Annotated in this window: 27 protein-coding genes and 1 tRNA gene; 19 read left to right on the plus strand and 9 right to left on the minus strand. The window is 32.3% G+C overall.

Features of this window, described 5'->3' with window-relative positions; all coding sequences use genetic code 11:
- Window positions 1-73: 73 nt before the first annotated feature.
- Window positions 74-607, minus strand: coding sequence for a DUF6155 family protein (locus tag J2X17_RS11640; protein ID WP_310298010.1), 534 nt, complete (start codon window positions 605-607; stop codon window positions 74-76).
- A gap of 104 nt (window positions 608-711) precedes the next feature.
- Between J2X17_RS11640 and J2X17_RS11645 the strand changes: the two genes are divergently transcribed.
- Both J2X17_RS11645 and J2X17_RS11650 read left to right on the plus strand, forming a co-directional pair.
- Complete coding sequence (locus J2X17_RS11645; RefSeq protein ID WP_056191289.1) at window positions 712-999, plus strand: DUF3817 domain-containing protein; 288 nt, start codon at window positions 712-714, stop codon at window positions 997-999.
- The gene (locus J2X17_RS11650; RefSeq protein WP_310298015.1) at window positions 992-2248 is read left to right on the plus strand and encodes a mechanosensitive ion channel family protein; all 1257 of its coding nucleotides are present in this window, start codon (window positions 992-994) and stop codon (window positions 2246-2248) included. Before J2X17_RS11645 ends, J2X17_RS11650 begins: the two co-directional genes overlap by 8 nt.
- A gap of 164 nt (window positions 2249-2412) precedes the next feature.
- On the opposite strand, the gene J2X17_RS11655 is transcribed toward J2X17_RS11650, so the two are convergent.
- Both J2X17_RS11655 and J2X17_RS11660 read right to left on the minus strand, forming a co-directional pair.
- Window positions 2413-2841: a hypothetical protein gene (locus J2X17_RS11655; RefSeq protein ID WP_310298018.1), complete on the minus strand. Its 429-nt coding sequence runs from the start codon at window positions 2839-2841 to the stop codon at window positions 2413-2415.
- Window positions 2842-2854: 13 nt separating this feature from the next.
- Window positions 2855-3238 (minus strand): acyl-CoA thioesterase, encoded by a 384-nt coding sequence (locus J2X17_RS11660; RefSeq protein ID WP_310298021.1) that lies wholly within the window; start codon window positions 3236-3238, stop codon window positions 2855-2857.
- Window positions 3239-3306: 68 nt separating this feature from the next.
- On the opposite strand from J2X17_RS11660, the gene J2X17_RS11665 reads away from it, so the two are divergent.
- The gene (locus J2X17_RS11665) at window positions 3307-3714 is read left to right on the plus strand and encodes a glyoxalase (protein WP_310298024.1); all 408 of its coding nucleotides are present in this window, start codon (window positions 3307-3309) and stop codon (window positions 3712-3714) included.
- Window positions 3715-3798: 84 nt separating this feature from the next.
- On the opposite strand, the gene J2X17_RS11670 is transcribed toward J2X17_RS11665, so the two are convergent.
- A complete protein-coding gene (locus tag J2X17_RS11670) occupies window positions 3799-5541 on the minus strand; it encodes a DUF885 domain-containing protein (protein ID WP_310298027.1) in 1743 nt (580 codons plus the stop codon).
- A 69-nt stretch (window positions 5542-5610) separates the two neighbouring features.
- The gene (locus J2X17_RS11675) at window positions 5611-7587 is read right to left on the minus strand and encodes an alpha-ketoacid dehydrogenase subunit alpha/beta (protein WP_310298030.1); all 1977 of its coding nucleotides are present in this window, start codon (window positions 7585-7587) and stop codon (window positions 5611-5613) included.
- A 172-nt stretch (window positions 7588-7759) separates the two neighbouring features.
- On the opposite strand from J2X17_RS11675, the gene J2X17_RS11680 reads away from it, so the two are divergent.
- The 10 genes from J2X17_RS11680 (at window position 7760) to J2X17_RS11725 (ending at window position 14507) form a co-directional block, all read left to right on the plus strand.
- Window positions 7760-8710, plus strand: a complete 951-nt coding sequence (locus tag J2X17_RS11680) for an isopenicillin N synthase family dioxygenase (protein ID WP_310298033.1) — start codon at window positions 7760-7762, stop codon at window positions 8708-8710.
- Window positions 8711-8823: 113 nt separating this feature from the next.
- Window positions 8824-9156: a translation initiation factor gene (locus J2X17_RS11685; RefSeq protein ID WP_310298035.1), complete on the plus strand. Its 333-nt coding sequence runs from the start codon at window positions 8824-8826 to the stop codon at window positions 9154-9156.
- A 138-nt stretch (window positions 9157-9294) separates the two neighbouring features.
- Window positions 9295-10164 carry a nucleoside phosphorylase gene (locus J2X17_RS11690; RefSeq protein ID WP_310298037.1) on the plus strand — a complete coding sequence of 290 codons (870 nt, stop codon included), beginning with the start codon at window positions 9295-9297 and terminating at the stop codon, window positions 10162-10164.
- 35 nt (window positions 10165-10199) lie between these two features.
- Window positions 10200-10640, plus strand: coding sequence for a DinB family protein (locus J2X17_RS11695; protein ID WP_310298039.1), 441 nt, complete (start codon window positions 10200-10202; stop codon window positions 10638-10640).
- Between the two features lie 3 nt (window positions 10641-10643).
- Window positions 10644-11036: a VOC family protein gene (locus tag J2X17_RS11700; RefSeq protein WP_310298041.1), complete on the plus strand. Its 393-nt coding sequence runs from the start codon at window positions 10644-10646 to the stop codon at window positions 11034-11036.
- Window positions 11037-11117: 81 nt separating this feature from the next.
- Window positions 11118-11591 carry a DUF4265 domain-containing protein gene (locus J2X17_RS11705; RefSeq protein WP_310298043.1) on the plus strand — a complete coding sequence of 158 codons (474 nt, stop codon included), beginning with the start codon at window positions 11118-11120 and terminating at the stop codon, window positions 11589-11591.
- Between the two features lie 65 nt (window positions 11592-11656).
- The gene (locus tag J2X17_RS11710) at window positions 11657-12508 is read left to right on the plus strand and encodes a substrate-binding domain-containing protein (protein WP_310298045.1); all 852 of its coding nucleotides are present in this window, start codon (window positions 11657-11659) and stop codon (window positions 12506-12508) included.
- Between the two features lie 18 nt (window positions 12509-12526).
- Window positions 12527-13459, plus strand: coding sequence for a transglutaminase-like domain-containing protein (locus tag J2X17_RS11715; RefSeq protein WP_310298047.1), 933 nt, complete (start codon window positions 12527-12529; stop codon window positions 13457-13459).
- 140 nt (window positions 13460-13599) lie between these two features.
- Window positions 13600-13968 carry a hypothetical protein gene (locus J2X17_RS11720; protein ID WP_310298049.1) on the plus strand — a complete coding sequence of 123 codons (369 nt, stop codon included), beginning with the start codon at window positions 13600-13602 and terminating at the stop codon, window positions 13966-13968.
- A 110-nt stretch (window positions 13969-14078) separates the two neighbouring features.
- Window positions 14079-14507: a GNAT family N-acetyltransferase gene (locus tag J2X17_RS11725; protein WP_310298051.1), complete on the plus strand. Its 429-nt coding sequence runs from the start codon at window positions 14079-14081 to the stop codon at window positions 14505-14507.
- Window positions 14508-14604: 97 nt separating this feature from the next.
- Here J2X17_RS11725 and J2X17_RS11730 read toward each other — a convergent pair whose 3' ends face one another.
- Window positions 14605-16065 (minus strand): glycosyltransferase family 2 protein, encoded by a 1461-nt coding sequence (locus tag J2X17_RS11730; RefSeq protein ID WP_310298300.1) that lies wholly within the window; start codon window positions 16063-16065, stop codon window positions 14605-14607.
- A 286-nt stretch (window positions 16066-16351) separates the two neighbouring features.
- Window positions 16352-16795, minus strand: coding sequence for a PepSY-like domain-containing protein (locus J2X17_RS11735; RefSeq protein WP_310298053.1), 444 nt, complete (start codon window positions 16793-16795; stop codon window positions 16352-16354).
- A 142-nt stretch (window positions 16796-16937) separates the two neighbouring features.
- Here J2X17_RS11735 and J2X17_RS11740 point away from each other — a divergent pair, with 142 nt between their 5' ends.
- The 4 genes from J2X17_RS11740 to J2X17_RS11755 all read left to right on the plus strand — a co-directional run bounded on the left by J2X17_RS11740 (window position 16938) and on the right by J2X17_RS11755 (window position 19585).
- Complete coding sequence (locus J2X17_RS11740; protein ID WP_310298055.1) at window positions 16938-17402, plus strand: GNAT family N-acetyltransferase; 465 nt, start codon at window positions 16938-16940, stop codon at window positions 17400-17402.
- 24 nt (window positions 17403-17426) lie between these two features.
- The gene (locus J2X17_RS11745; RefSeq protein WP_310298057.1) at window positions 17427-17888 is read left to right on the plus strand and encodes an SRPBCC family protein; all 462 of its coding nucleotides are present in this window, start codon (window positions 17427-17429) and stop codon (window positions 17886-17888) included.
- A gap of 401 nt (window positions 17889-18289) precedes the next feature.
- A complete protein-coding gene (locus J2X17_RS11750) occupies window positions 18290-19048 on the plus strand; it encodes a hypothetical protein (protein ID WP_310298059.1) in 759 nt (252 codons plus the stop codon).
- A 12-nt stretch (window positions 19049-19060) separates the two neighbouring features.
- Window positions 19061-19585: a hypothetical protein gene (locus J2X17_RS11755; protein WP_310298061.1), complete on the plus strand. Its 525-nt coding sequence runs from the start codon at window positions 19061-19063 to the stop codon at window positions 19583-19585.
- A 173-nt stretch (window positions 19586-19758) separates the two neighbouring features.
- On the opposite strand, the gene J2X17_RS11760 is transcribed toward J2X17_RS11755, so the two are convergent.
- Window positions 19759-19833: transfer RNA gene (locus tag J2X17_RS11760), tRNA-Val, on the minus strand.
- Window positions 19834-20097: 264 nt separating this feature from the next.
- Between J2X17_RS11760 and J2X17_RS11765 the strand changes: the two genes are divergently transcribed.
- A complete protein-coding gene (locus tag J2X17_RS11765; protein WP_310298063.1) occupies window positions 20098-21891 on the plus strand; it encodes an ABC transporter ATP-binding protein in 1794 nt (597 codons plus the stop codon).
- 153 nt (window positions 21892-22044) lie between these two features.
- Here the strand turns inward: J2X17_RS11765 and J2X17_RS11770 are convergent, their stop codons facing one another.
- Window positions 22045-23214, minus strand: a complete 1170-nt coding sequence (locus J2X17_RS11770) for a proline dehydrogenase family protein (RefSeq protein WP_310298065.1) — start codon at window positions 23212-23214, stop codon at window positions 22045-22047.
- A gap of 273 nt (window positions 23215-23487) precedes the next feature.
- Here J2X17_RS11770 and aroB point away from each other — a divergent pair, with 273 nt between their 5' ends.
- The gene (gene aroB / locus J2X17_RS11775) at window positions 23488-24555 is read left to right on the plus strand and encodes a 3-dehydroquinate synthase (protein WP_310298067.1); all 1068 of its coding nucleotides are present in this window, start codon (window positions 23488-23490) and stop codon (window positions 24553-24555) included.
- The last annotated feature ends 40 nt before the right edge of the window (window positions 24556-24595 follow it).

Below are 24595 nucleotides of genomic sequence, written 5' to 3' on the forward strand. Positions count from 1 at the left end.
AAAAACAGTTATTCATCTTATTTTAACCTAAAATAAATGTTTTTTTTAAATAAGATTTTTTATGGGAAGTATTTCACAAGTCGATTTTCTCCAAAATTGCCTCAAAATCATACTTGTTTTTCCATTTTTGTTGAAGAGTTTGCTGGTGAACTTCTAAAATTCTTGTTTTAAAATCAGCTAAAATTCCATTAGAAATTACAAAATTTACCGCTTGTTCGAAAGAGTTTAATATACTTTTGTAAAATAATTCCTGCTTAATATAGTTTCCTGCAGAAAATGTTTGTGCAACTTCAATGTTAAACAACATGAGATCGGCAATTACAAAAGGATCGACTCCTAACAAAATAAAGTGCTTTATAATTTTCTGCGCAACAGAACGGCGCATTTTTGCTTTTGGTCGCCATTTTGCGTTTGGTTTTTTTACAGGAAAGTATTCGTGAGAAATTTTCGTTTTACTTTCCTGCAGGAGTTTATCTTCTTTTGGATTAAAAACGAAATCATAAAAGGTTTTCACCGGAACAAATTTCTCGTACAATTCGATAATTTGTTCTTCGAGCTGTTCTTTATCTAATTCGGACAAATATTTTTTTAAATCGCGCTTACTCATTATCAAAGTTTAAGATTACAAAAGTAAATTACTTTCCTGATTCATACTGCAAAAACCAACGATAATACTTAATTTTGCTTGTATAAATTTTAAAAAAAAGATACATGCTCAAGATTTTTAAAGTTACCGCAATTTTAGAAGGAATCTCCTATTTAGTTTTATTCGCCAACATGCTTATCATTAAAAACAACAATCCGGAACTTTATCATACTGTTTTACGTCCGTTAGGAATGACGCACGGTGTATTGTTTATTGGTTATATTATTTTGGCATTTCTACTTAGAAAATCTCAAAATTGGGATTTAAAAACTTTCGGAATCATTCTGATTGCTTCCCTTATACCTTTTGGAACTTTCTATATTGAGAAAAAATATTTAGAAAATAATGCTTAAGCCTTTGGACAAAATATTTAATTTTTTATATCCGCTTTTTAGAGATTGGGGAATGAGCCGCAACTTCGCGTCTTACGTCAGCCTTGTCTTTAATATTGCTATTATGGTGGCATTGGCTTATACCATTTATTATGTTGCCAAATTTGTTTTGGTGACGCTAACCGCCATTTTTGCACAAAAAACAAAAACAAAGTTCGACGATTATTTAATTCACAATAAAACCACAAAATATACAGCCTATTTAATTCCGTTTTTCTTTATTTATAAAGCTGTACCAATTATTTTAGATAAATATGATTATTGGGAAACTCTTTTTGGTAAAATAGTTGGTATCTATATCGTTTTGATCAGTTTGTGGATTATCAGAACGATTTTTAATGCTTTACGAGATTATTTAAAACAAAAACCAGAATACAGCGATAAACCTATCGACAGTTTCGTTCAGGTAATTATGATTGTCCTGTGGATTTTTGGGGTTGCGATGATTATTTCAACTTTATTTGGAATCAAAAAAGGGGAATTATTAACCATTTTAGGAACGCTTTCTGCTATTATCATCTTGATTTTCAGGGATACTATTTTAGGATTTGTTTCGAGTGTTCAGGTAGCGATTAATGACATGGTTCGTATTGGTGACTGGATTACAATGGATAAATTTGGTGCCGATGGAGATGTTATCGAAATCAATTTGACAACAGTAAAGGTTCGGAATTTTGATAACACAATTACCACGATTCCAACTTATGCTTTGAGTTCAGATTCATTTCAGAACTGGCGCGGCATGCAGAAATCTGACGGAAGACGTATTAAAAGACATATTCTGATCAAAAGCAGCAGTATTCGTTTTCTGAATAATGAAGATTTGAACCAGATGAAAAAAGTCCAGCTTATTTCATCATATATCGAAAGCAGACAAACTGAAATTGAAAAATACAATGCTGTTCATGGCATCGATAAAACCTTGTCTTTGAATGGAAGAAACATGACCAATTTAGGTTTGTTCCGAAAATATATCATTCAATATTTGATAACACATCCTGGTTTGAATAAAGACATGCATATGATGTGCCGCCAACTGCAATCGACTGCACACGGAGTTCCTTTAGAGATTTATGCTTTTTCAAGTGATAAACGCTGGGCAAATTACGAATATATTATGGCCGATATTTTTGACCATATCATGGCATCTGTAATCTATTTTGATTTGGAAATTTTTGAATTGCCTTCGAAGATTGGGAAATTGGAATAACGTTTATTTTGTTTCAAGCTTCAGGTTTGAGGTTTTAAAAGTAAACCCGACAGTCCCGAAGCCTTGGGATAAAAACCTGAGCCTTGGGATAAAAACCTGTCGGGTTTGTTTTAATTGGATCTGAATACTTGAGACTAAGAAGACCTGAAACCTCAAACAAAAAATCACTTTTCAATCTTTTCAAAAACAAACTCTGAGTTATTATATTCTATGGGAACTTCAGGAATAAAAAGCGGAAGATTAAAATAAGTTCCGATTACGCCCTTTCCTAAAAATAATTTATTCTCTTTTTTTAATAATGCTATCGGAATTCGTTTCCAGCTTCCTCCATTAGAAATAAAATGAAAGTCACCTCGTAATGTGTCGCCTTTTAAATCTCCTCTTACATCGCCGGAATCTTTACCAATTCGATGGTATAATATTTCATAACGGCCATAAAATCGCCTGTCATTTATATTAATGTCCAGAATAGCGGTATCCTTTTTATGCACAGCTCTATAAAAAACATGATTGTACTTTTCTTTATCTTCTTTAGAATTACAGGATATTAATAATAAAGCGGATACGAAAACTATTATAAAAGTTTTAAGCATTTTTGTTTTATAATTATAAGCGATCTTTTACGAATTCGATTTGCGTTTTTCCATGAGCTTTTGGTTTGCCATTTTCATCTAAATTGACCATTGTGGTGTTGTCAATAGTAATGATGATTTCGCGTGTCATCATATTTCTTACGGCACATTTTAAAACCAGTGAAGTATTTCCAAATTTCACAACATCAATTCCAATTTCAACAATATCACCTTGTCGCGCTGAACTTTTAAAATTGATTTCGGACATGTGTTTGGTTACTACTCTTGAGTTTTCTAATTGAACAATAGAGTACAAAGCCAGTTCTTCATCAATCCATGCTAATAATTGACCTCCAAATAGAGTTCCGTTTGGATTTAAATCTTGGGGTTTAACCCATTTTCTGGTATGAAATCGCATATTTTTAATTTATGTGAATAAAATAGATTTTTTTGTATTAGAATTTTTTCTAAATTTAAAGAAAAAACATGGCAGATAGAGACACTTTTTTAAAAGAATTCAGAGGCGAGACTTTAGGAACTGTAAGTGCTCAATCTTCGGCAGATGAGTTGTTTCAAAATCAAACGATTAGGCCTATTTTAAAACTGCAAAATGACTTGTTTATAGCAGTTTTTATCAACTATGTAAATAAAAATAAAGCCGATTTCTATTCTTATACTGTTGAAAAGAAGCTTCAGACTATTGAAAATTCTATTCAGAAAGATATTAAGTTCAGAAACTCCTTAAAAGGAATTGTAATGGCACTTTTTACGATCGAGGAATACAATACATACATTCAAAATTCTTCTAGTTTAAATAAAAGAATGATGAATTTACTTATTGACCGTTTGAAAAGTCAGGTTCAATTATTTGAATTGGAATCTAATTCGAATTAATTTTAATTAGCAATAACAAAAAAGGTTTGATGAGATTATTTATCTTATCAAACCTTTTATTATTTAAATATGTAAGAGAAAAATCTATTCCTTAGAAAGCATCAATTCTTTGATGTATTTTACCGGAGCACTTCCGAAACTTAAGAATTTTTCATGAAACTTTTTCAAGTTAAACTTATCTCCTTCTTGCTTTTTAAGTTCTTCTCTCAAGTTATAAATCTCAGTATATCCAGTAAAATAAGAACATAATTGAACCTGGGATAAAGTAACACGCTTCCATTTCCCTTCTGCCTCAGCTTGTTGTTGAAAAGCTTCTCTTGTTAATAATATCATCGCATCTTCTTTAGACATGTTTTTTGTGTGAACGCTTATATCCAAAATAGTATTGCAAGTCGTTCTTAAATTCCATTTGTAATACATCAACCACATTTCATCAGAGTTTTTATAACCGCTTTCTAACATCATTCTCTCTGCATAAACCGCCCATCCTTCAACCATGGCACCATTTCCTAAAATAGATTTAATAATACTTGGTGACTGATTACTGTAAACTAATTGCGTGTAATGTCCAGGAACCGCTTCGTGAATGTTAAGAATTTGAAGAATGTAATCGTTATATTCACGCAAGTAGCTTTCAGCGTTTTCTGCAGTCCAGCCAGACATACTGCCCACATTATAATAAGTGTTGGCTTTTTTGTCATAAGGTCCGGGAGCCGAGATTGATGCACCCGCAACACCCGCCATATACGCTGGCTCTTTACGGACAACAAGCGGTTTTGATGGATCGATATATAATAAATCTTTAGCTTTTACATAAGCTGTAAGTTCTGGAATCTGTTTTTCGATTTCTGATTGAAATTTTTCAGGAGTTGTATGCTGTAAAGAAATTTTATCAATAACTTGTTTAATTAATTCTAGTTTATCAGCTGGTTTTGGCTCGTTTCCTTTGTATTTAGTCCATAATTTATCAGCTAAGACAAACATTTTTTCATGCAGATCATTTTTGTGATCAACAGCAATTTTATAAATTTCGTCGGCAGAATAACTAGATTGAATATCAAAATTGAATTTTTTAGCATATAAATCAGCTCCAAGTCTAAAAGAACGTGGTGTTTTGTTTGGAAGATTTTTCAACCATTCTGCATAATCCTTAATTGCTTTAACCGAAACTTTTGCTTTGTCCTGAATTTCTTTTTTCTCTTCAGCAGTCAATTTGCTTTTTGCCAGAGCATCATTCAAATCTGCTTCAAAAACAGAAGAACCACCGATGTTTTGTGCAATGGCAAGATCTGTATGTTCAATAGTTGGATTTTTGATACTCTTTTTTGCCGCCTCGTAATAAGCCGGAATGTTGTTCATTTTAGCGTTGAAAGCACGTAAACGAACTTCTAAAGAATCATAATTTCCGTTTAAAATTTCTGCAAATGAACCACAAACATTATATTCTGAAGGATTCCATTCAGATGATTTAAAATCCTTAACATAGAAGATTGTAGCCTCCAGCTGATTTTTAATCATTTGAAAATCAGTCTTGTTTTTATCAGATAGATTTTCGACATCGTATTGTTTTAAGGAATCCAACTGCGCATTGGCAAAGTCAAGCTGGACTTTCATTTCGTTAGCGTTCGGAACAACCAAAACACTATCTAATTTATGATAACCAACAGCAGAAGCCCAACCCGGATTGATTTTCCATAAAGCAGTTACAAAACCATCCTTATATTGATCAAACTTTTGGTCTAAAGCTTTATCTACATTGGCTTTGTTATTTTTATTACAGGAGAAAAGTAATGAAATAACAAAAATTGAAACAAACAGTTTTTTCATAATTAAAGTTTTTATGCTTTGAAGATAGAAAAAAAATGTTCTTTCTTCAAAATATTATGTTTTTTGTAATTAATATTTCAATAAATTTAACAAAACCTCTTCAAAACGATTTTTTGGTAGAAATTGATCTTCCAGTGCTTTTGTAAACGGAATTGGCGAATCTAAACTGGCTACTCTTTTTACAGGAGCATCCAGATATTCAAAACATTCTTCCATGATTAAGGCCGAAATATCGCTGGCAATTCCACCAAACAAAGTATCTTCCTGATAAATAATCACTTTCCCGGTCTTTTTAACGGAAGCAAAAATAGTTTCAGTATCCAAAGGTTGCAGCGTTCTTAAATCAATTAAATCTGCATCGATTTCAGAATTTTGGGCTAATGTATCTAAAGCCCAATGAACTGAAGCTCCAAAGGCAATAATAGTAACTGTATTTCCTTCTTTTAAAACAGCCGCTTTTCCTAACGGAATTGTGTAATAATCTGTTGGGACATCCTGATATACGCTCCTGTATAATTGTTTATGTTCAAAAAACAAAACAGGATTCGGGTCGTTTATCGACGTATTTAATAAACCTTTTGCATCATAAGGAAAAGCAGGGTAAACTACTTTTAAACCTGGAGTTTTCGTAAACCAGGCTTCGTTTGTCTGCGAATGAAAAGGCCCAGCCTGAGTGCCGCCGCCACATGGCATACGAACAACAACATCGGCTTTTTCGCCCCAACGATAATGCGATTTTGCCAATAAATTTACAATCGGATTAAAACCTGTCGAAACAAAATCGGCAAACTGCATTTCTACAATCGCTTTGTATCCATTAATTGACAAACCCATTCCTGTCGAAACCACAGCACTTTCGCAGATTGGTGTATTTCGAACTCTGTCTTTTCCAAAAACATCCACAAAGCCATCCGTTATTTTAAAAGCACCACCATATTCTGCAATATCCTGGCCCATTATAACAAGGTTTTTATGATTTTGCATAGATTGTTCCAGACTATTTCTGATGGCATCAATAAATCTAATATTTTTTACATCTTCTGAATGATTAACTTCTTGAAATTGATAAGGTTTATAAACATCATCTAATTCTCCACTATAAGTTGGTGTAATTTCAGGCTCAGCATTTGCAATCGCTAAATTTTCATCAATTTCCTGTTTGATTTCGCTGTGCAATTGTTCGTCATATTCAGCAGTTAAAACACCAATCCCATTCAAATAATTTCTGTAATTTGTTACCGGATCTTTTGCTGCCCATTCGTCCATTAATTCCTGAGGAACATATTTGGTACCACTAGCCTCTTCATGACCTCGCATTCTGAAGGTTTTGAATTCTAATAAAACAGGATGTGGATTTTGCTGCATTTCTGCTTTCAGCTCAGAAAGCTTATTAAAGACTTCCAAAATATTATTTCCATCAATAATATGACTTTCAATGCCGTAACCAATGCCTTTATCGGCAAGATTTTTGCAAAAGTATTGTTCATTTGTAGGTGTCGAAAGTCCGTAGCCGTTGTTTTCGATAACAAACATAACTGGCAATTTCCAAACTGCGGCGATATTTAGCGCTTCGTGAAAATCTCCTTCACTGGTTGCTCCTTCTCCAGTAAAAACTGCTGTAACTTTTTTATTGTTTTGAAGCTTATCGGCAAGAGCAATTCCGTCAGCAATTCCTAACTGTGGACCCAAATGAGAAATCATGCCGATAATTTTATATTCCTGTGTTCCAAAGTGAAAACTACGATCTCTTCCTTTTGTAAATCCATTAGCTTTTCCTTGCCATTGAGAGAACAAACGATACAATGGAATATTTCTGGTAGTAAAAACGCCTAGATTTCGGTGCATTGGTAACACATATTCTGTTTCATCTAAAACAGCTGTCACTCCTACCGCAATCGCTTCCTGCCCTATTCCGGAAAACCATTTCGATACTTTTCCCTGACGAATCAGGATTAGCATTTTTTCTTCTATTAAACGGGGTTTAAGGATTTTTTTATATAAATCTAATAATTGTGCGTCAGTAAGGTTTTCTCTGTAAAAGATCATTTGGTTTTTTGTTTTTTAGTGTTTCAAATATAAAAAATTATAACAATTTTATTGGTTTTTGTTATATTTATTTATTTTTAATGTAACTTTTAAAATTCAATTCTAAAATATTCTCTACCTTTGTTACTGAAAGGTTTTATGACACCTTTTATCTTAAATAAAAATGTAAAGTATGCAAAACATTCCTAGTGTAGACTTACGTGATTTCCTTTCGGACGACCCGAAACGTAAACAAAAATTTGTAAATGAAATCGGCAGTGCATTTGAAAACATTGGCTTCGTAGCCCTAAAAGGTCATTTTCTTGACGACCAGTTAGTAGACGAGCTTTATAGCGAAATTAGAAAATTTTTCGCTTTGCCAGTAGAAACTAAGCATAATTATGAAATTCCCGGTATTGGCGGACAAAGAGGTTATGTATCTTTTGGAAAAGAGCATGCTAAAGGGCGTAAAGAGGGAGATTTGAAAGAATTTTGGCATTTTGGTCAGTATGTTGACAAAGATTCAAAATACGCATCTGAATATCCTGAAAATGTTGAAGTAAAAGAATTACCACGTTTTAATATTGTTGGTAAAGAAGCGTATCAAATGCTTGAAAAAACAGGCGTTTATGTATTAAGAGCTTTGGCATTGCATTTAGGTTTAGATGAGTTTTATTTTGATCAATATGCGAAAGAAGGAAACTCAATTTTAAGACCAATTCATTATCCACCAATTACCTCTGAGCCAGAAAACGCTATTCGCGCTGCTGCTCATGGTGACATTAACCTGATCACGCTTTTAATGGGTGCGCAGGGAAAAGGACTTCAGGTTCAAAATCATGATGGAGAATGGATTGACGCAATCGCAGCAGATGACGAATTAGTAATTAATGTTGGTGATATGTTGTCAAGACATACCAATAACAAACTAAAATCTACAATTCACCAGGTTGTAAATCCGCCAAGAGAATTATGGGGAACTTCTCGTTTTTCTGTACCGTTTTTCATGCACCCAGTAAGCGATATGCGTTTAGATTGTTTAGAAAACTGTATTGATGCTGAGAATCCTAAGAAATTTGAAGACATCACGGCAGGTGATTATTTATACGAACGTTTAGTAGATTTAGGTTTAATTAAAAAATAAACCAAATCAAATTCCAATATTAAAATTCCAAATTCCAATATCTCATTGGGATTTGGAATTTAATTTTTTACAACCTAAATTTATTGGAATTTATTTTTTAGCATAAAAAATTTATGGACTTACAAGATCAATTGAAAAATTTATTTCCGGATCACGTCGAATCAAATGAGCCAGAAGAAATTCAGGAGCAAGATCATGTGCTTTATATTCAAAAAGAGCCTATGATTTGCAAATTCGAAAAACGTAAAGGAAAAGCAACGACGATAATCGAAGGTTACGAAGGATCTGATGAAGATTTTAAAATCCTTGCCAAAGAAATTAAAACAAAATTAAGTGTTGGCGGGACTTTTAAAGATGCTTCGATCATCATTCAAGGCGATTATCGTGACAAAATAATGACTATTTTAAAAGAAAAAGGCTTTAAAACAAAACGAGTTGGAGGTTAAAAATAAATGTTTCAAGTTTCATGTTTCAAGTTCTTCGAAAACATAAAACTAATAAACCAAAGACGCACTGCTGTGCGCCTCTACAATAAACCTTTGCCCCTTTGCTACTTTGCATCTTTGAACCTTAAAAGAAAAAAAATGATACAATCATCAGAATTAATATTAAACCCAGACGGAAGTGTTTACCACTTAAACCTACGTCCTGAACATATTGCAAACGACATAATTTTTGTTGGAGATCAAAATCGAGTGGAAAAAATCACACAGTTTTTTGATTCAATTGAATTTTCGACTCAAAAAAGAGAGTTTAAAACCCAAACGGGAACTTATAAAGGCAAACGAATTTCAGTAATGTCAACCGGTATTGGGCCAGACAATATTGATATCGTTTTGAACGAATTAGACGCTTTGGTAAACATCAATTTAGAAACGCGTTTGCCAAAAGAAAATCTAACTTCTTTGAATATCATCAGAATTGGAACTTCAGGTTCTTTGCAGGCTGACATTCCGATTGATAGCTTTGTAATGTCTAAATTTGGGCTTGGTTTAGACAACATGCTCCGCTCCTATTTAATTGATGATGTTTCGCAGGATGCATTGGAAGATGCTTTCATTATACACACGAATTGGGACATTCGAAAAGGAAGACCATATGCTATTCCGTGTTCTGAAACTTTAGAAAAAATCATAGAATCAGACAAAATATTTAAAGGAATAACTGCTACTGCAGGAGGTTTTTACGGTCCCCAAGGACGTGTATTACGTTTGAATATTCAGGATGAAGAATTAAACAATAAAATGGATAATTTTAATTTTGATGATAACCGTATCACTAACCTGGAGATGGAAACAGCAGCAATTTACGGATTATCAGCACTTTTAGGACATAATGCATTATCTTTAAATGCAATTATTGCCAATCGTGCATCAGGAACTTTCAGTGAAGATCCTTATAAAGCCGTTGATGAATTGATTGCTTACACGCTGAACAAGCTGGCAGGAAAATAAATTAGATAATTAGTCAATTTGAAATTAGATAATTCATGCAAAATGCTATTCTTAAATTTGAACAATTGCTGGATGAAAATTCAAATTATTTCTCAACAATTGATCCGATTATTTTAGAAGAAAGAAAACCAGGAAAATGGTCTAAAAAAGAAATTTTAGGCCATCTCGTTGATTCTGCAGTTCATAATTTAATTCGTTTTACAGAAATCAATTATCTTGAGAAACCATATCGTCACAGACCGTATAATCAGATTGATTTAGTGAATTTAAATCAATATAAAACAAAGGATATTGTTGAATTGACGGAGTTGTGGCTTTCATTAAACAAACAAATTGTTAGAATTATGAAGGCTGTAGATGATAAAGCTTTAGAATATAAAATTGTTTTAAGTGATGAATCTGTCATTGATTTAAAATTTTCAATGACTGATTATGTAGAACACTTAGAACATCATATTAATCAAATTAGGTCATAGATTATGTTTTTAAGAGTTGCACGACACACGAATGATTTAGAGAGAATTGAAAATTTTTATGTCGATATTCTCGGTTTCGAACGACTGGGAGGTTTCCAAAATCACAACAATTACGATGGCGTCTTTATTGGAAAATCAGGTTTAGACTGGCATTTTGAGTTTACACAATCTCATTCAGAGGCAAAACACACCTTTGATGAAGAAGATGTAATCGTGCTTTATCCGAAAACAATTTCAGATTATAATGAATTGGAAAATAAGTTGATACGTAACAATATCTCAATAATTCCTGCAATTAATCCTTTCTGGAATCAAAACGGAAAAATGATTCAGGACCCGGATGGTTACAGAATTGTTATATCACCTTTAAAAGCTGTAATCAGCGAAATTGAATAGAGAATTAGATAATTAGTCAATTTGAAAATTAGTTAATTTATCCAGAAGCTTTCTAGCTTCATTTGAAAATAATTAAAAAGAATGACAGACAAACATAAAAAGATTTTATTTAAATATTACAGCGATTTTTTAGGAGAAACAGTCTCGGAAACCATGTGGGCGGAAATTATTAATTTGGAAAAAGGATTTTTCAGGTTAGATAATATTCCGTTTTTTGGTGCTTCCATTGCAACAGGAGATCTTTTTTATGCTGAATATGACGAAAATGAAAAGAATTTCGTTTACTTAGAAACTATTGAACATTCAGGAAATTCAATTGTTCAGGTTTTAATTTTAGAAAAGGATTTCGATAAGGAAATAATTAGAGAAAAATTAAATGCAATTAACTGTTTATCAGAAAATTTAAACGATACATTTTTAGCTGTTGAGATAGCTAGAGATATTGATTACGCCATTGTAAAAAGTATTTTAAAAGAATATGAGGCACAAGAAATTATAGAATTTGTAGAGCCTTACATTTCTGAAAAACACAGGGCAGATTTATTAAAAAACTAAAAAAAAACAAACGAGCAAACAAACTTAGAATACGCATACCAAACTTAACTTAAACTTAAACTATAATGAAAACCGTAAAAATTGTAGGTGTTCCCGAACACTTCAATTTGCCATGGCATCTATGCATTGAAAATGGCGAATTTGAAGCAGAAAATATTGATTTGCAATGGAAAAACATTCCTGAAGGTACCGGTAAAATGTGTCAGATGCTTCGTGATGGTGAAGCTGATATAGCGGTTATTCTCACAGAAGGAATTGTTAAAGATATTGTAGCAGGAAATCCAAGTAAAATTGTTCAGATATATGTGCAATCGCCTTTAATTTGGGGAATTCATGTGGCTGCTAAATCAGATTTTAATACCATAAAAGATCTTGAAAATAAAAAAGTAGCCATTTCAAGATTAGGTTCAGGGTCGCAATTAATGGCTTATGTAAACGCGCATGAGCAAGGTTGGGAAACAGATGATTTAGAGTTCGAAATTATAAATACTATCGATGGCGCCGTTGAAGCTTTGACCAACGGAACTGCTGATTATTTTATGTGGGAGCGTTTTATGACGAAACCTCTTGTTGATCAGGGAATCTTTAGACGAATTGGTGACTGCCCCACTCCGTGGCCTTCATTTGTAATTACGGTTCGTGATGAATTTTTGAAAAAGAACCCGAAAACAGTAGAGAAAATCCTGGAAATCATCAATAAAACAACACACGATTTTTCTCAGATTCCAAATATTGATAAAACTTTAGCAGAGCTTTTTAATCAAAAAATTGAGGATATTCAGGAGTGGTTAAAATTGACGCAATGGTCTCAAAAACATTTAAGTGAAAAAGCATTTATTAAAATTCAAAATCAATTATTTGATCTCGGAATTATTGATAAAAAAAGTACTTTTGTTGAAACGGTAAAAGCGCTGTAAAAACTGCTTTTAATTCTTATGATAAAATTCCCTAAAATCGACTTTCCGCAATTAAAATCCAAATTACAGGTGAAATCGCCTTGGGATAGGATTATTATTATGCTGTTGAGTCTTTTGATTACAATTCCGGTTTTTATCATTCTGCATCAAAATCTAGTCGATCTAAAATGGATTTTCAATTTAGATCGTGTTTTTATTTTTTTGTTTGTTTTTGCTGCAATATTTTTTATTTTGATGTTGTTGCGAACCATAATTATAGTTTGCATTGCATTGTATTTGTTAGTTTTATTTTATGGAACAGTCATTGGCAACTATGGCTTCAACGAGATTTCCGAGGATTATAATTCAATGATTTATACCATGTCTGATAATCCTTATCCTCAAGACATTATTGCTGCTAAACTCCTTCCATTTCCAAACAAATCAAAAATTTTAAATGCTATAGAATACCAAAATCCAAAGGTTCGCAATTTTGCAATAATGGCCACAACTAAGCATTTTAAAGGAATAAAAGGCTATTCTGATTATCGTACGACAATTCAGTGTTTTGCCGTGTTTAAAGAAATAAATAGTCGTTGGAACTATGTCAACGATCCGAAAGAAGGTGATTATATTGCCACAGCAAGTGAATCGCTAGCCTATTTTTCCGGAGATTGCGATGATCATTCGATTTTAATGGCTGCTGCAATACGTTCTATTGGCGGAACACCAAGGCTTATTCATACAAAAGGACACATTTATCCTGAGATTCTGATTGGTTCTTTAATTGATTTGGAAAAAGTCAATTACCTTATAAAAAATGTGCTTTTTGTAAAGGAAAGTTACGGTAAAAGAATTCATTATCATATTGATGACCGTGGTCAGGTTTGGATGAATTTGGATTATACAGCGACCTATCCCGGCGGGCCATTTTTATATGATGAGATTTTAGGAGCCCTTACTCTGAATTAATTTTTTTGAAGCGAAAAATAACTAACAAAATATCTTTAGTTGTTAATAAGAGACTAATTATTAGATAATTTCCTAAAAAAAAAACTCATCGGATATATTTTTTTTGTAACTTTTCATGTTTAATTTTTAATCTTTAAATTATGAAAAAATCTAAATTATTTATCTTCGGAGTTGCATTGTTGGCAGTAATAATGATTTCATGTCACAAGGGTCGAAATAAATTAGTTAATGCTTGGAAAGTTACTGAAGTAGAAGCAAACTTGCCTCTTTCAGATTCTGCTAAAAATGTAATTCTTACAAACGGAATGCTGACATTTACAGAAGATGGACATGTAACAGGATATTTTTTAAGACCAATAACTGATGGTACATATGCTTTGACAAAAGGAGGAAAAAGTTTAGTTATTAAAGATGAAACAGGAACCCCTTTTCCTTGTGAAAGTACTATAACAGATGATCAGCTGATACTAGTGGCTAAAGAAGCAAGGCTAGTATTTAAGAGGATTTAAAAAGGAATCCCACACTTTAGCAATTTAAAAAAATATACTTTACAATATTAAAAGCTCCTCGCCAATTGGTTTTTCGGGAGCTTTTTTATTTACAATTAAAAGGCAAAAAAATGCTTCAAATAGTAGAGAAAAATAAAAATCACGCAACTGATTTACAAAGGATTTTTCTGGAAGTCCGCCAAAAAACATTTTACTGGCTGGATACTCAAGATTATAAGCTTACCGATTTTGAGCATGAAACCCAGGGAGAATTTATATTAGTCGCAGTTTTGGACGATAAGGTTGTCGGATTTATTTCGTTGTGGCGGGCTGATAATTTTATTCACCATTTTTATATTGATGAAATGTATCAGCGTCATAAAATCGGAACAAAATTACTTGAAGAAGCTATCCGGATTATGAATAAACCTATCACGCTAAAATGTCTTGAAAAGAATGTTGAAGCTGTTAAATTTTATGAAAAGAACGATTTTATAGCAACTGATAAAGGCATTTCTAATCATGGGAAATATATTCTATTTAAACTTGATCAAAAATAATTAAAACGTATTATAAAGAATATGAAATAAATTAAAAAATCCCACAACAAGTAAAGAAATAGTGTTGTGGGATTTTAAATTTTATAAAACTAATGTCTTATTTTATTTCAGATAAACCTCGGGTTAGCCACCCTCTCTTATTGGCAGTTGCGATGGCGTATGGTGTAATCCAGAACAAACTGAAAGTATAGAAAATACTATACGAATAAGCCCAAAAAGCTTCTTTTAAACTATATCTCTTACCATAAAACAATACTGAAAAACTGGAAACAATTAAAATGCTTAATAATGTTGAACTAAAAAATAATATAGGATGCACGGCAATAAATATCAGCATAAATATTAAAAATGGATAAGCCATAATGATTTTTAGTGATTGATTTACGAATAAAAGTCGGGCACCAAATTTAGATTCATTTCTGAAATCTTTAAAAACATATTGTGCCATCATGATATTTTCACGGACATTGCTTCTGCCCCATCTGATAAACATTTTATACAAACCAGTGTATTCTTCTGGTACATTTGTCAAGACGTAGGCATTTCTTTGAAACAATACATGAAATCCCTGTTTTAGAATCATGTTAGTCATAGCACGATCTTCACCAATATCGGATGGCTGTCCCATAAAAGTTTGATCAATCCATTCCGGAAGACAGGCAAAAACAGCATCACTTCGATAAGCAGCCGCCGCACCTGGTGTACAAAGCACAGATCCCAACATACTTTCAGCAGAACGCATGAATTCGAAGCTCATCACGAAACTCACATTTAACATTTTTGGAAGTAATGCTATTTTGTTATTTAAAACATGAACGTTCCCTGCGACAGCCCCACACTTTTTATCTACAATAAATGGACTTACTAAATTGCGTAAAGTATCTTTTTTTACAATGGAGTCACTATCCACGGTTACGAAAATTTCTCCCGTTCCAAGCTCAAATCCACGATGCAAAGCATGACGTTTTCCTTTATTTTCCGGCTGCTGATAAATAGCAAGACGATCACCTAATTTTAGTTTCGCCTGCTGCATCCAGTACCAGGTATCATCTTTACTTCCATCGTCAATGGCAAGCAATTGTAATTTTTGTTCAGGAAAATCGCTCTCAGCAAGGCTTAACAATGTATCCCAAACTAATTTGCCTTCATTATAAGCTGGTACAATTACAGTGCAAGTTGGCAATAATTCATTAGAAACCGACTCAATAGGCTTGTAACGAAAATATAGGTAGAGATTATATAGAAATGAGCCGGTTTGAAAGAAAAATAGCGCTGCGGCTATAATGAGAAAAGGCAGACCCCAAGCCGAATTGATCCTGTCAATTTGGAACTGATCAAAGTCTGGCTGTAATTTGTAGACTAAATAAGCCCCTGTTAGCAGTAGTACAAAAGTGCTTATAAGCACCATTAAACCTAGAGGGCTTGTCGTTTTTTTAATAACTTTTTTTGAAGATTTATCGTTAACCCGAAAAATGGAATTTTTTAGAGAATTTTCGTTGTTATCGATAGTGTTATTTGTAGAATAAAATTGTTCTGGATTAATTGTTTCACTTTTCATATGGGCAATTGCTGTTATCTTTAATGGCATTTATTTAAATAGGTTTTCCTTTTGATTTATTTATTAATCGTTCAAAAACGATAAAAAATTGTTACAGAAAGAAATTAACCCTATCCCATTTTACAAGCCCCGTGCCAATTGCTTTTAAAATTGACAATGAGTAGATTAACGTTTTTTTGTTGCGGCCACCGTGTATAAAGATTATACACTTGTGAAAAGTTTATACTAAAATTTTAATGGAAATCCTCTAAAATCAGCTGGTTTTAGAGGATTTAAGTTCAAAGAATTAATCATCTTCATTATTTTTATCTTTTAAGATTTTCCCTTCTTTGGTAAATTCCAAATCAATGCTGTTTGTCAAATCAACGTCGAGATCTTTATGCCCGTAATCTATGTGCGTGATTTTTTCGTTTGGATAATTTTTTGCAACATACTCTCTGACTTCTTTCTGAATATATTCTGTTGGAATCGGATTTTTACCACCGTCAACTTCGCGATAAGATCCGTCTTTCCAGAACTCGATTTCAGTTCCGTCCTTAAGTTTTACTTCGTAACCTTTTTCACCATGTTCTGCATCTTTTTTAGCAATATCAACTGGTGAATTCGAAAAATATTTTTGAAGAAATTCCTGAGCTGCTTTCGGTAATTCAGCAGTTTTAATTTTCTTTTGAGCGTTGGCCGTTATTACAAACAATAGTAATAATATGGCTAATGTGATTCTATTTTTCATGATTTTTATCATTTTAAATTATCGTATCTAGCTAATTTACAACAACTAAAAATGTATTCAAACGAATTTAAGAAAGCTTTAGTTTTTAAAGAAGCCGTTTTTTAGCTATTTTTATTCCTTTAATTTTAGCCTTAAATTCAATATGTTTATAGAAAAAGCAATTCCGCAAGACCATCAGGTTTTAACGGAAATCACTAAAAAATCAAAGGCTTTCTGGGGATATTCTGACGAGCAAATTGAAATTTGGGCTGATGCCTTAACGGTTTCAGAAAAATATATTGAAGTAAATTCAGTCTACAAATTAGTTTTTGAAGATAAAATTGCGGGCTATTATTCCTTTTATTTTAAAGATGAAAAAACAGTGAAATTGGATAATTTATTCATTTCACCCGAATATATTGGAAAAGGTTTAGGAAGAATCGCAATGAATCATTTTTTGATGATTGCAAGAAAATTAGGCATCAATACGATAACATTAAACGCTGATCCGAATGCAGAAACGTTTTACACTAAATTTGATTTTGTAAAAGTAGGGCAAATCACAACCAAAATAAAAGATCGCTATTTACCCATAATGGAGTTAAATATAAAGTCAGAAAAAAATTAAAAGAATAATTAAAAGATTTATAAAATGGAAGCAGTAACTTTCCCAACAACGCCCGACAGTGAAATTGTAAGTTCAAGAATTTTAGAATTTTCTCAGGAACTTGTTTTTGCAGCCTGGACAAATCCAGATCATTTAAAAAATTGGTGGGGACCAAAAGGTTTTACGAACACATTTGAAGAATTTGATTTACGACCGGGCGGCAAATGGAAATTTGTAATGCATGCTCCGGACAAGGGAAATTTTCAGAATGAGTGCGAATTTGTAAAAATTGAAAAACCAACTGAAATTGCATGGATTCGTATTTCAAAACCGCTCTTTAACATTGTGGCAACTTTTGATAAAATAGCTGAAAACCAGACAAAACTCATTTTCAGAATGGTTTTTGACTCTCCTGAAGAATGCGCCAAATTGAAACCTTACGTTGTAGATAAAAATGAAGAGAATTTTGACAGACTGGAAAATGAATTAGAAAAGATGAGTTTATAGCTTAAAAACAATTATTTATTTTGAATCATATAAAATCCTCCCTTATAAAAATAATGGAGGATTTTTTGTGATTTTTTGCATCATTTTTTTGCAGTTTAGAATATATTAACCAAGCCTAAATGATTAATATTCAGTAATTTAATTATCAATAATGCGTAAATTAGCATACTAGTACTTATTGAAAATAACTATAAAAAACTCCTTAAGAAATTAAAGATTTTTTTTATGCTCCTTAGTAGACTGTTTGCGAACCATTTTTTACGGGATTGAAGTAGTCACCTTTGGTTTAGATTTATTTTTTAACAGATAGATGTAAATAAAATTAACAAAGTGAATTGTATTATTGCAAATGAAGATACTATTATTATTTTTACATACTAATTCTATAGGATATAAGAAGTATGATAAATAAAATACCCGTAAAAAAAATTCTCTCGTTGTTCTTTTTATTTTTATTTATCATTCAAGTAAGTGCGCAAGAAAGAAAGGGTAAATCTCTGCAGTTTTTAACGAATATAGAATTAAGACCAAGAGCTGAATATACTTCAAATTACATGCTTCCCCCTAACGACTCGATCGATCCTTATTTTTACATTACTCAGAGGAATAGGATTTCTATGCAATATGCAAGAGAAAAATGGCTATTAAAATCTGATTTGCAGGAAATACATCTTTGGGATCAAAATAATGACAATTCTAAAGTGGGGAGCATTAATTTTTATCAGTTATTTTTTGAAACTAAACTGAAGTCAATCAATATTCGGCTGGGAAGACAAAGTGTTTTGTTAGATAATGGCAGATTATTTTCTGATGCCCCTTGGGCTCAGCAAGGAAGAGCCCACGAAGGAATACGAATAATGAAATCTTTTAAACATTCCTCAAATGACTTTTTCTTTTTGTTTACTCGCAAATATGATTCTGAGTTTGAACCGACCTATTCTCCAGTAGCATCCAATAAATACAAATACTTATTGGTAAACTTTTTCAGTTATAATTATAATAAAGAGTTATCTTTTAATTCGATGAATGCCGTGGATTTTTTAGAAAACACAAATTCAGGAGAAATGTATGCCCGTGCGACTTCGGGTGGAAGAATAGAATTTAAAAAGAAACTTTGGTATTATACATTGAATAGTTATTTACAGTTTGGACGTAACTAAAGAGGACAAAAATTGTTTGCCTATTATTTCCAGCCTGAAATTAAATTGTCTCTGGAAAAAATTAACTGGCGTTTGGGCGCTGAAATAATCAGTGGCAGCAGTCCTAAATTGTCTAGTGATAGCTCAGGAGATTTTGACGTTTTATATGGTGTTACGTGGAAGTTTAATGGGAACATGAATGTATTTACTCGTTTTCCAAATGATGTTAATCGAAAAGGTTTAATAGATCCCTATCTTTTTACATCAATCTCTTTAAGTAATAAGCTATCATTGCGTTCCGATTTTCATTTTTTCTATACGCAATATCCTTTGTTAAATAATTTGGGTCAGGAAGCAACAAAATTTCTTGGATTTGAAAATGATCTTTCCTTTAAATATATACCTGTCAAAGAGTTGGAAATAAATTATGCATTTTCTTTTTATCAGTCAACAGATTCGATGAAATATCTTCCAAAGATCCAGGATGAAAATAAACTTACTCTTTGGAGTTATTTAATGATTTCATATTCTTTTAATGCAATAAATTCAAAACATTAAAAGAACTAATTACTCGTTAATTAAATAATGTATAATATTGTACGACCTTACGTTATTCGAACCATTGAATACCTTTAAATAGTAATGGTTGTTGATTTTACCTAATAAATCAATATTTCGAACCAAAAAAAAACCTCCAAAATCAAATGACTTCGAAGGTTTCTAAATTTTTGTGGGCGATGAGGGGTTCGAACCCCCGACCCCCTCGGTGTAAACGAGGTGCTCTGAACCAGCTGAGCTAATCGCCCTATTTTACTAGGTTGCTATTTTGTGATAGCGAGTGCAAATATACAGCTAGAATTCGTATTTGCAAGTGTTTTTAGAAAAAAAATGAAATATTTTTTAACGATTTAATTTACTAAGCTATTTTTCAGCTTCTTAAAAAGAAAATAAAAATTGTTATTTTGTTAGTATTAAGTTAAAAAACGAAATCTGAAAGGGTAATTTACAATATTCTTTTGAAGTCACTCGCTATAATCATACATTTGCATACCTTTAAATTGTATATACAAATGGCAAGATTTCAAGAAAACGATTTACCTAAAGCTAAATTAGACTCTAATTCCCTTCAAAAAGCAATCCGAATTTTTAAATATGGCAAAGGCCACAAATGGAAATTTTTCCTTGGCTTGGTTTTCCTCTTATTAACTAGTGCCACTGCCCTCGCCTTTCCTAAATTAATGGGAATGCTGGTTGATTGTGTTACTAATAAAGATCTGAGCAGGGCAAATGAAATTGCAGTCGGACTTATGGCAATCCTGACGTTACAGGCGATCTTTTCGTTTTTTCGAATTTCATTATTTGTAAATTTCACAGAGAATTCTTTATCAAATATTCGTTTTGCATTATATGAAAACCTGGTAAAACTGCCAATGGGGTTTTATTCTCAAAAACGTGTAGGAGAATTAAATAGCCGAATCAGTGCTGATATTTCACAACTCCAAGACACTTTTACTACTACAATTGCTGAATTCTTACGTCAGTTTATATTAATTATAGGAGGTTTTGTTATCTTAGGTAGTATCAGTCCAAAACTGACTTTAATGATGCTGGCAATTGTGCCGATTGTTGCTGTTGCAGCAGTTATTTTCGGAAGATTTATTCGTAAATACGGAAAAAAAACTCAAGATAAAGTAGCCGAAAGTCAGGTGATTGTTGAGGAAACGCTTCAGGGAATCAGCAATGTTAAAGCTTTTGCTAACGAATGGTACGAAATTCAACGCTATAAAAATAAAATCAAAGAAATTGTAAAAATCGCTATTAAAGGCGGTCAGTATAGAGGTTATTTCGCTTCGTTCATTATTTTATGTCTTTTCGGATGTGTGGTTGCTGTTGTCTGGTATGGAATTACCTTGACGATTAAAGGTGAAGTTGAAGGCATTGGAGATTTAATTTCATTCGTTTTATATACAACCTTTATTGGCGCGTCGTTTGGAGGTATTGCCGAAATGTATGCTCAAATTCAGAAAGCAGTTGGAGCAACAGAACGTGTATTCGAATTATTAGAAGAAACTCCGGAAGCAATCAATGCAAATCCGAAAACATCTTCCTCTATTGAAAAAATCAATGGAAATGTTTCTTTCAGGAATGTTGCCTTTAGTTATCCTTCCCGTAAGGAAGTTGAAGTTCTAAAAGAAGTTAATTTCTCTGCCGAATTTGGTCAAAAAATTGCCATTGTTGGTCCTAGTGGAGCAGGAAAATCTACTATTTCATCTCTTTTATTACGATTTTATGACATTACTTCAGGTGAAATTCTGATTGATGGAAAAAATATCTACGATTATGATTTAGAAAACCTTCGTGGTAATATGAGTATTGTTCCGCAAGATGTAATATTGTTTGGAGGAACAATTAGAGAAAATATTGCATACGGTAAACCAGATGCTTCTGATGAAGAAATTATGTTAGCAGCTAAACAAGCCAATGCATTAAATTTTGTTGAAGGTTTTCCTGAAAAATTCGAAACATTGGTAGGAGAACGCGGAGTTAAATTATCAGGAGGTCAGCGTCAAAGAATTGCGATTGCAAGAGCATTGCTTAAAAACCCGAGTATTTTAATTCTGGATGAAGCAACATCTTCATTAGACAGTGAAAGCGAAAAACTAGTTCAGGAAGCATTAGAAGTTTTAATGGAAGGAAGAACAAGTATTATTATTGCGCATCGTTTGTCAACAATTAGAAATGCAGATAAAATCCTGGTTTTAGATAACGGAAAAATTACAGAAGAAGGTACACATCAGGAACTTATAAATCTTGAAAATGGTATTTACAAAAATTTAAGTAATCTTCAATTTAGTAATTCATAAAATAGAAATTCCAATTTATAAATTCTAAATTCCAAAAAAAAAAACCATTTGCATAGCAAATGGTTTTTTTTCTAAAATCTAAAATCTAAAATCTAAAATCTAAAATCTAAAATCTAAAATCTAAAATCTAAAATCTAAAATCTAAAATCTAAACTATTTCCCTTTTCTTCTCTTACGTTCTGCCTTGATCATAGATAACTCGCGGCTTGTTTGTCCAGCAACAGAAGTATTTTCTTCAGCACGACGAATTAAGTATGGCATAACATCTTTTACAGGCCCAAATGGCAAATATTTAGCAACATTATAACCGTTTTCAGCTAAGTTGTAACTAATATTATCGCTCATTCCGTATAATTGCCCAAACCAGATTCTGTTGTCGTTTTTAGCAATTCCTCTTTCCTGCATCATTTCCATCAATTTATAAGAACTCAATTCGTTATGAGTACCAGCAAAAATTGACATTGTTTCGATATGCTCTAACATATAATGAACTGCGGCATCATAATTTACGTCAGTAGCTTCTTTAGAAACACAAATTGGCGAAACATAGTTTTTCTCTTCGGCTCTTTTGTTTTCTTTTTCCATATAAGCACCGCGAACTAATTTCATTCCAATAAAGAAACCTTCTGCTTTTGCCACTTCATGCAATTTTTTCAAATAGTCTAAACGATCCCAACGGTACATTTGTAAAGTATTAAAAACAATCGCTTTTTCTTTATTGTATTTGCGCATCATATCAGTAACCAAGTCATCAGCAGCATCCTGCATCCAGCTTTCTTCACCATCAATTAATAAAGCAACATCTTTTTTGTGCGCTTCACTGCAAACTTTGTCAAAACGCGCTACCACTCTATCCCACTCCGCTTGTTCTGTTGGATTTAAAGTTTGTTTTTCTCCTAATTTCTCATACAATTCAAAACGACCAAGACCTGTTGGTTTAAAAACTGCAAAAGGAATCGCTAATCTTTCTTTAGCAAATTCTATTGTTTTTAAAGTCATTTCTAAAGCAGCATCAAACTGCTCCTCTTCTTCTTTTCCTTCAACTGAATAATCTAAAACAGATGAAACACCTTTAGTAAACATTTTATCAACTACTGATATACAGTCATTTTCATTTACTCCACCACAAAAATGATCAAATACAGTCGCGCGAATCAATCCTTCAACGGGAAGATGCGCTTTGATTGCAAAATTAGTAACCGCTGTACCAATTCGTACCAAAGGTTCACTGTCAATCATTTTAAAAAGAAAATAAGCCCTGTCAAGTTCGGTATCACTTTTAAGTGAAAATGCAACTTGAGTGTTATCGAATATTTTTTCCATTAAGTTTAATTTTTATGCAAAGATATAGAGTGTTTTGAATATTATTTACTAAATGGCATCATATTTTTTAATATCGTTAATAAGATGCTGTCAAATGTTAAATTATGAAGTAAAAGTTTACTACTTTTTATTGTACAGTTTAAAAGTAAAGAAATTAGAATTCCCAATTAAATCCTTAATTAGAATCATTAATTTTAAAACAAATTAGGGTGAAATTTGGATATTATTTCGTCAAAAATGCCGTATTTTGCGCTTTCAATTAACCAAAACGATATGCAATCTATTCAAGCCAATAATTATCTCGTACATTTCAATCAAAATGCATACGAAGCTTTAAATGCACATTTAAAAGAAAATAAATATTCTAATTTGTTTATTATAGTTGATAATGAAACAAATGAACATTGTTTGCCTACATTTTTGCCTTTACTTGAAACCGATTTAACAATTGAAATAATAGAATTTGAAGCTGGCGAAGCCAATAAAAATATCGAAACCTGCATCCAAATCTGGAATGTTCTCACAGAGCTTGGTGCTGACAGAAAATCGCTGGTAATTAACCTTGGCGGTGGCGTTGTAACTGATTTAGGAGGTTTTGTAGCATCAACTTTTAAAAGAGGTGTAGATTTTATCAATATACCTACTACATTATTATCAATGGTTGATGCTTCTGTTGGAGGAAAAACAGGTGTTGATTTGGGAAATCTTAAAAATCAAATTGGCGTTATCAATGTACCGCAAATGGTTTTAATTGATACACAATATCTTGAAACTTTGCCACAAAGCGAAATGCGCTCTGGCCTGGCAGAAATGCTAAAACATGGACTTATATATGATGCTGCGTATTGGAAACAATTCTTAGACTTGAAATCAATTGATTATGCTGATTTTGATGAATTAATTTATCGTTCAGTCGAAATTAAAAATGATATTGTAATTCAGGATCCAACAGAGAAAAATATCCGTAAAGCATTGAATTTCGGACATACTTTAGGGCATGCTATCGAAAGTTATTTTTTAGAAAGCGAAACTAAAACCACATTATTACACGGGGAAGCGATTGCAATTGGAATGATATTGGAAAGTTATATTTCATTGCATAAAAACTTAATAACTACGAATGAGTATGCTGAAATTAAAACAGCTATTAAAAGCATTTATGATGATGTAGTGATTGAAGAAAACGACCTCGATCCGATCTTAGAATTGCTTATTCATGACAAAAAAAATGAGTACGGTTTAATTCAGTTTGCCCTTATTGAAGGCATCGGAAAAATAAAAATTAATCAATCCGTTGAAAATAAATTGATTCTAGACGCGTTTCAGGATTATAAATCTTAAACTTTTTTTAATCAAAAGCATTGCTTTAGGTATATATTAT

Source organism: Flavobacterium aquidurense, assembly GCF_031458035.1.
Lineage (GTDB): Bacteria > Bacteroidota > Bacteroidia > Flavobacteriales > Flavobacteriaceae > Flavobacterium > Flavobacterium aquidurense_C.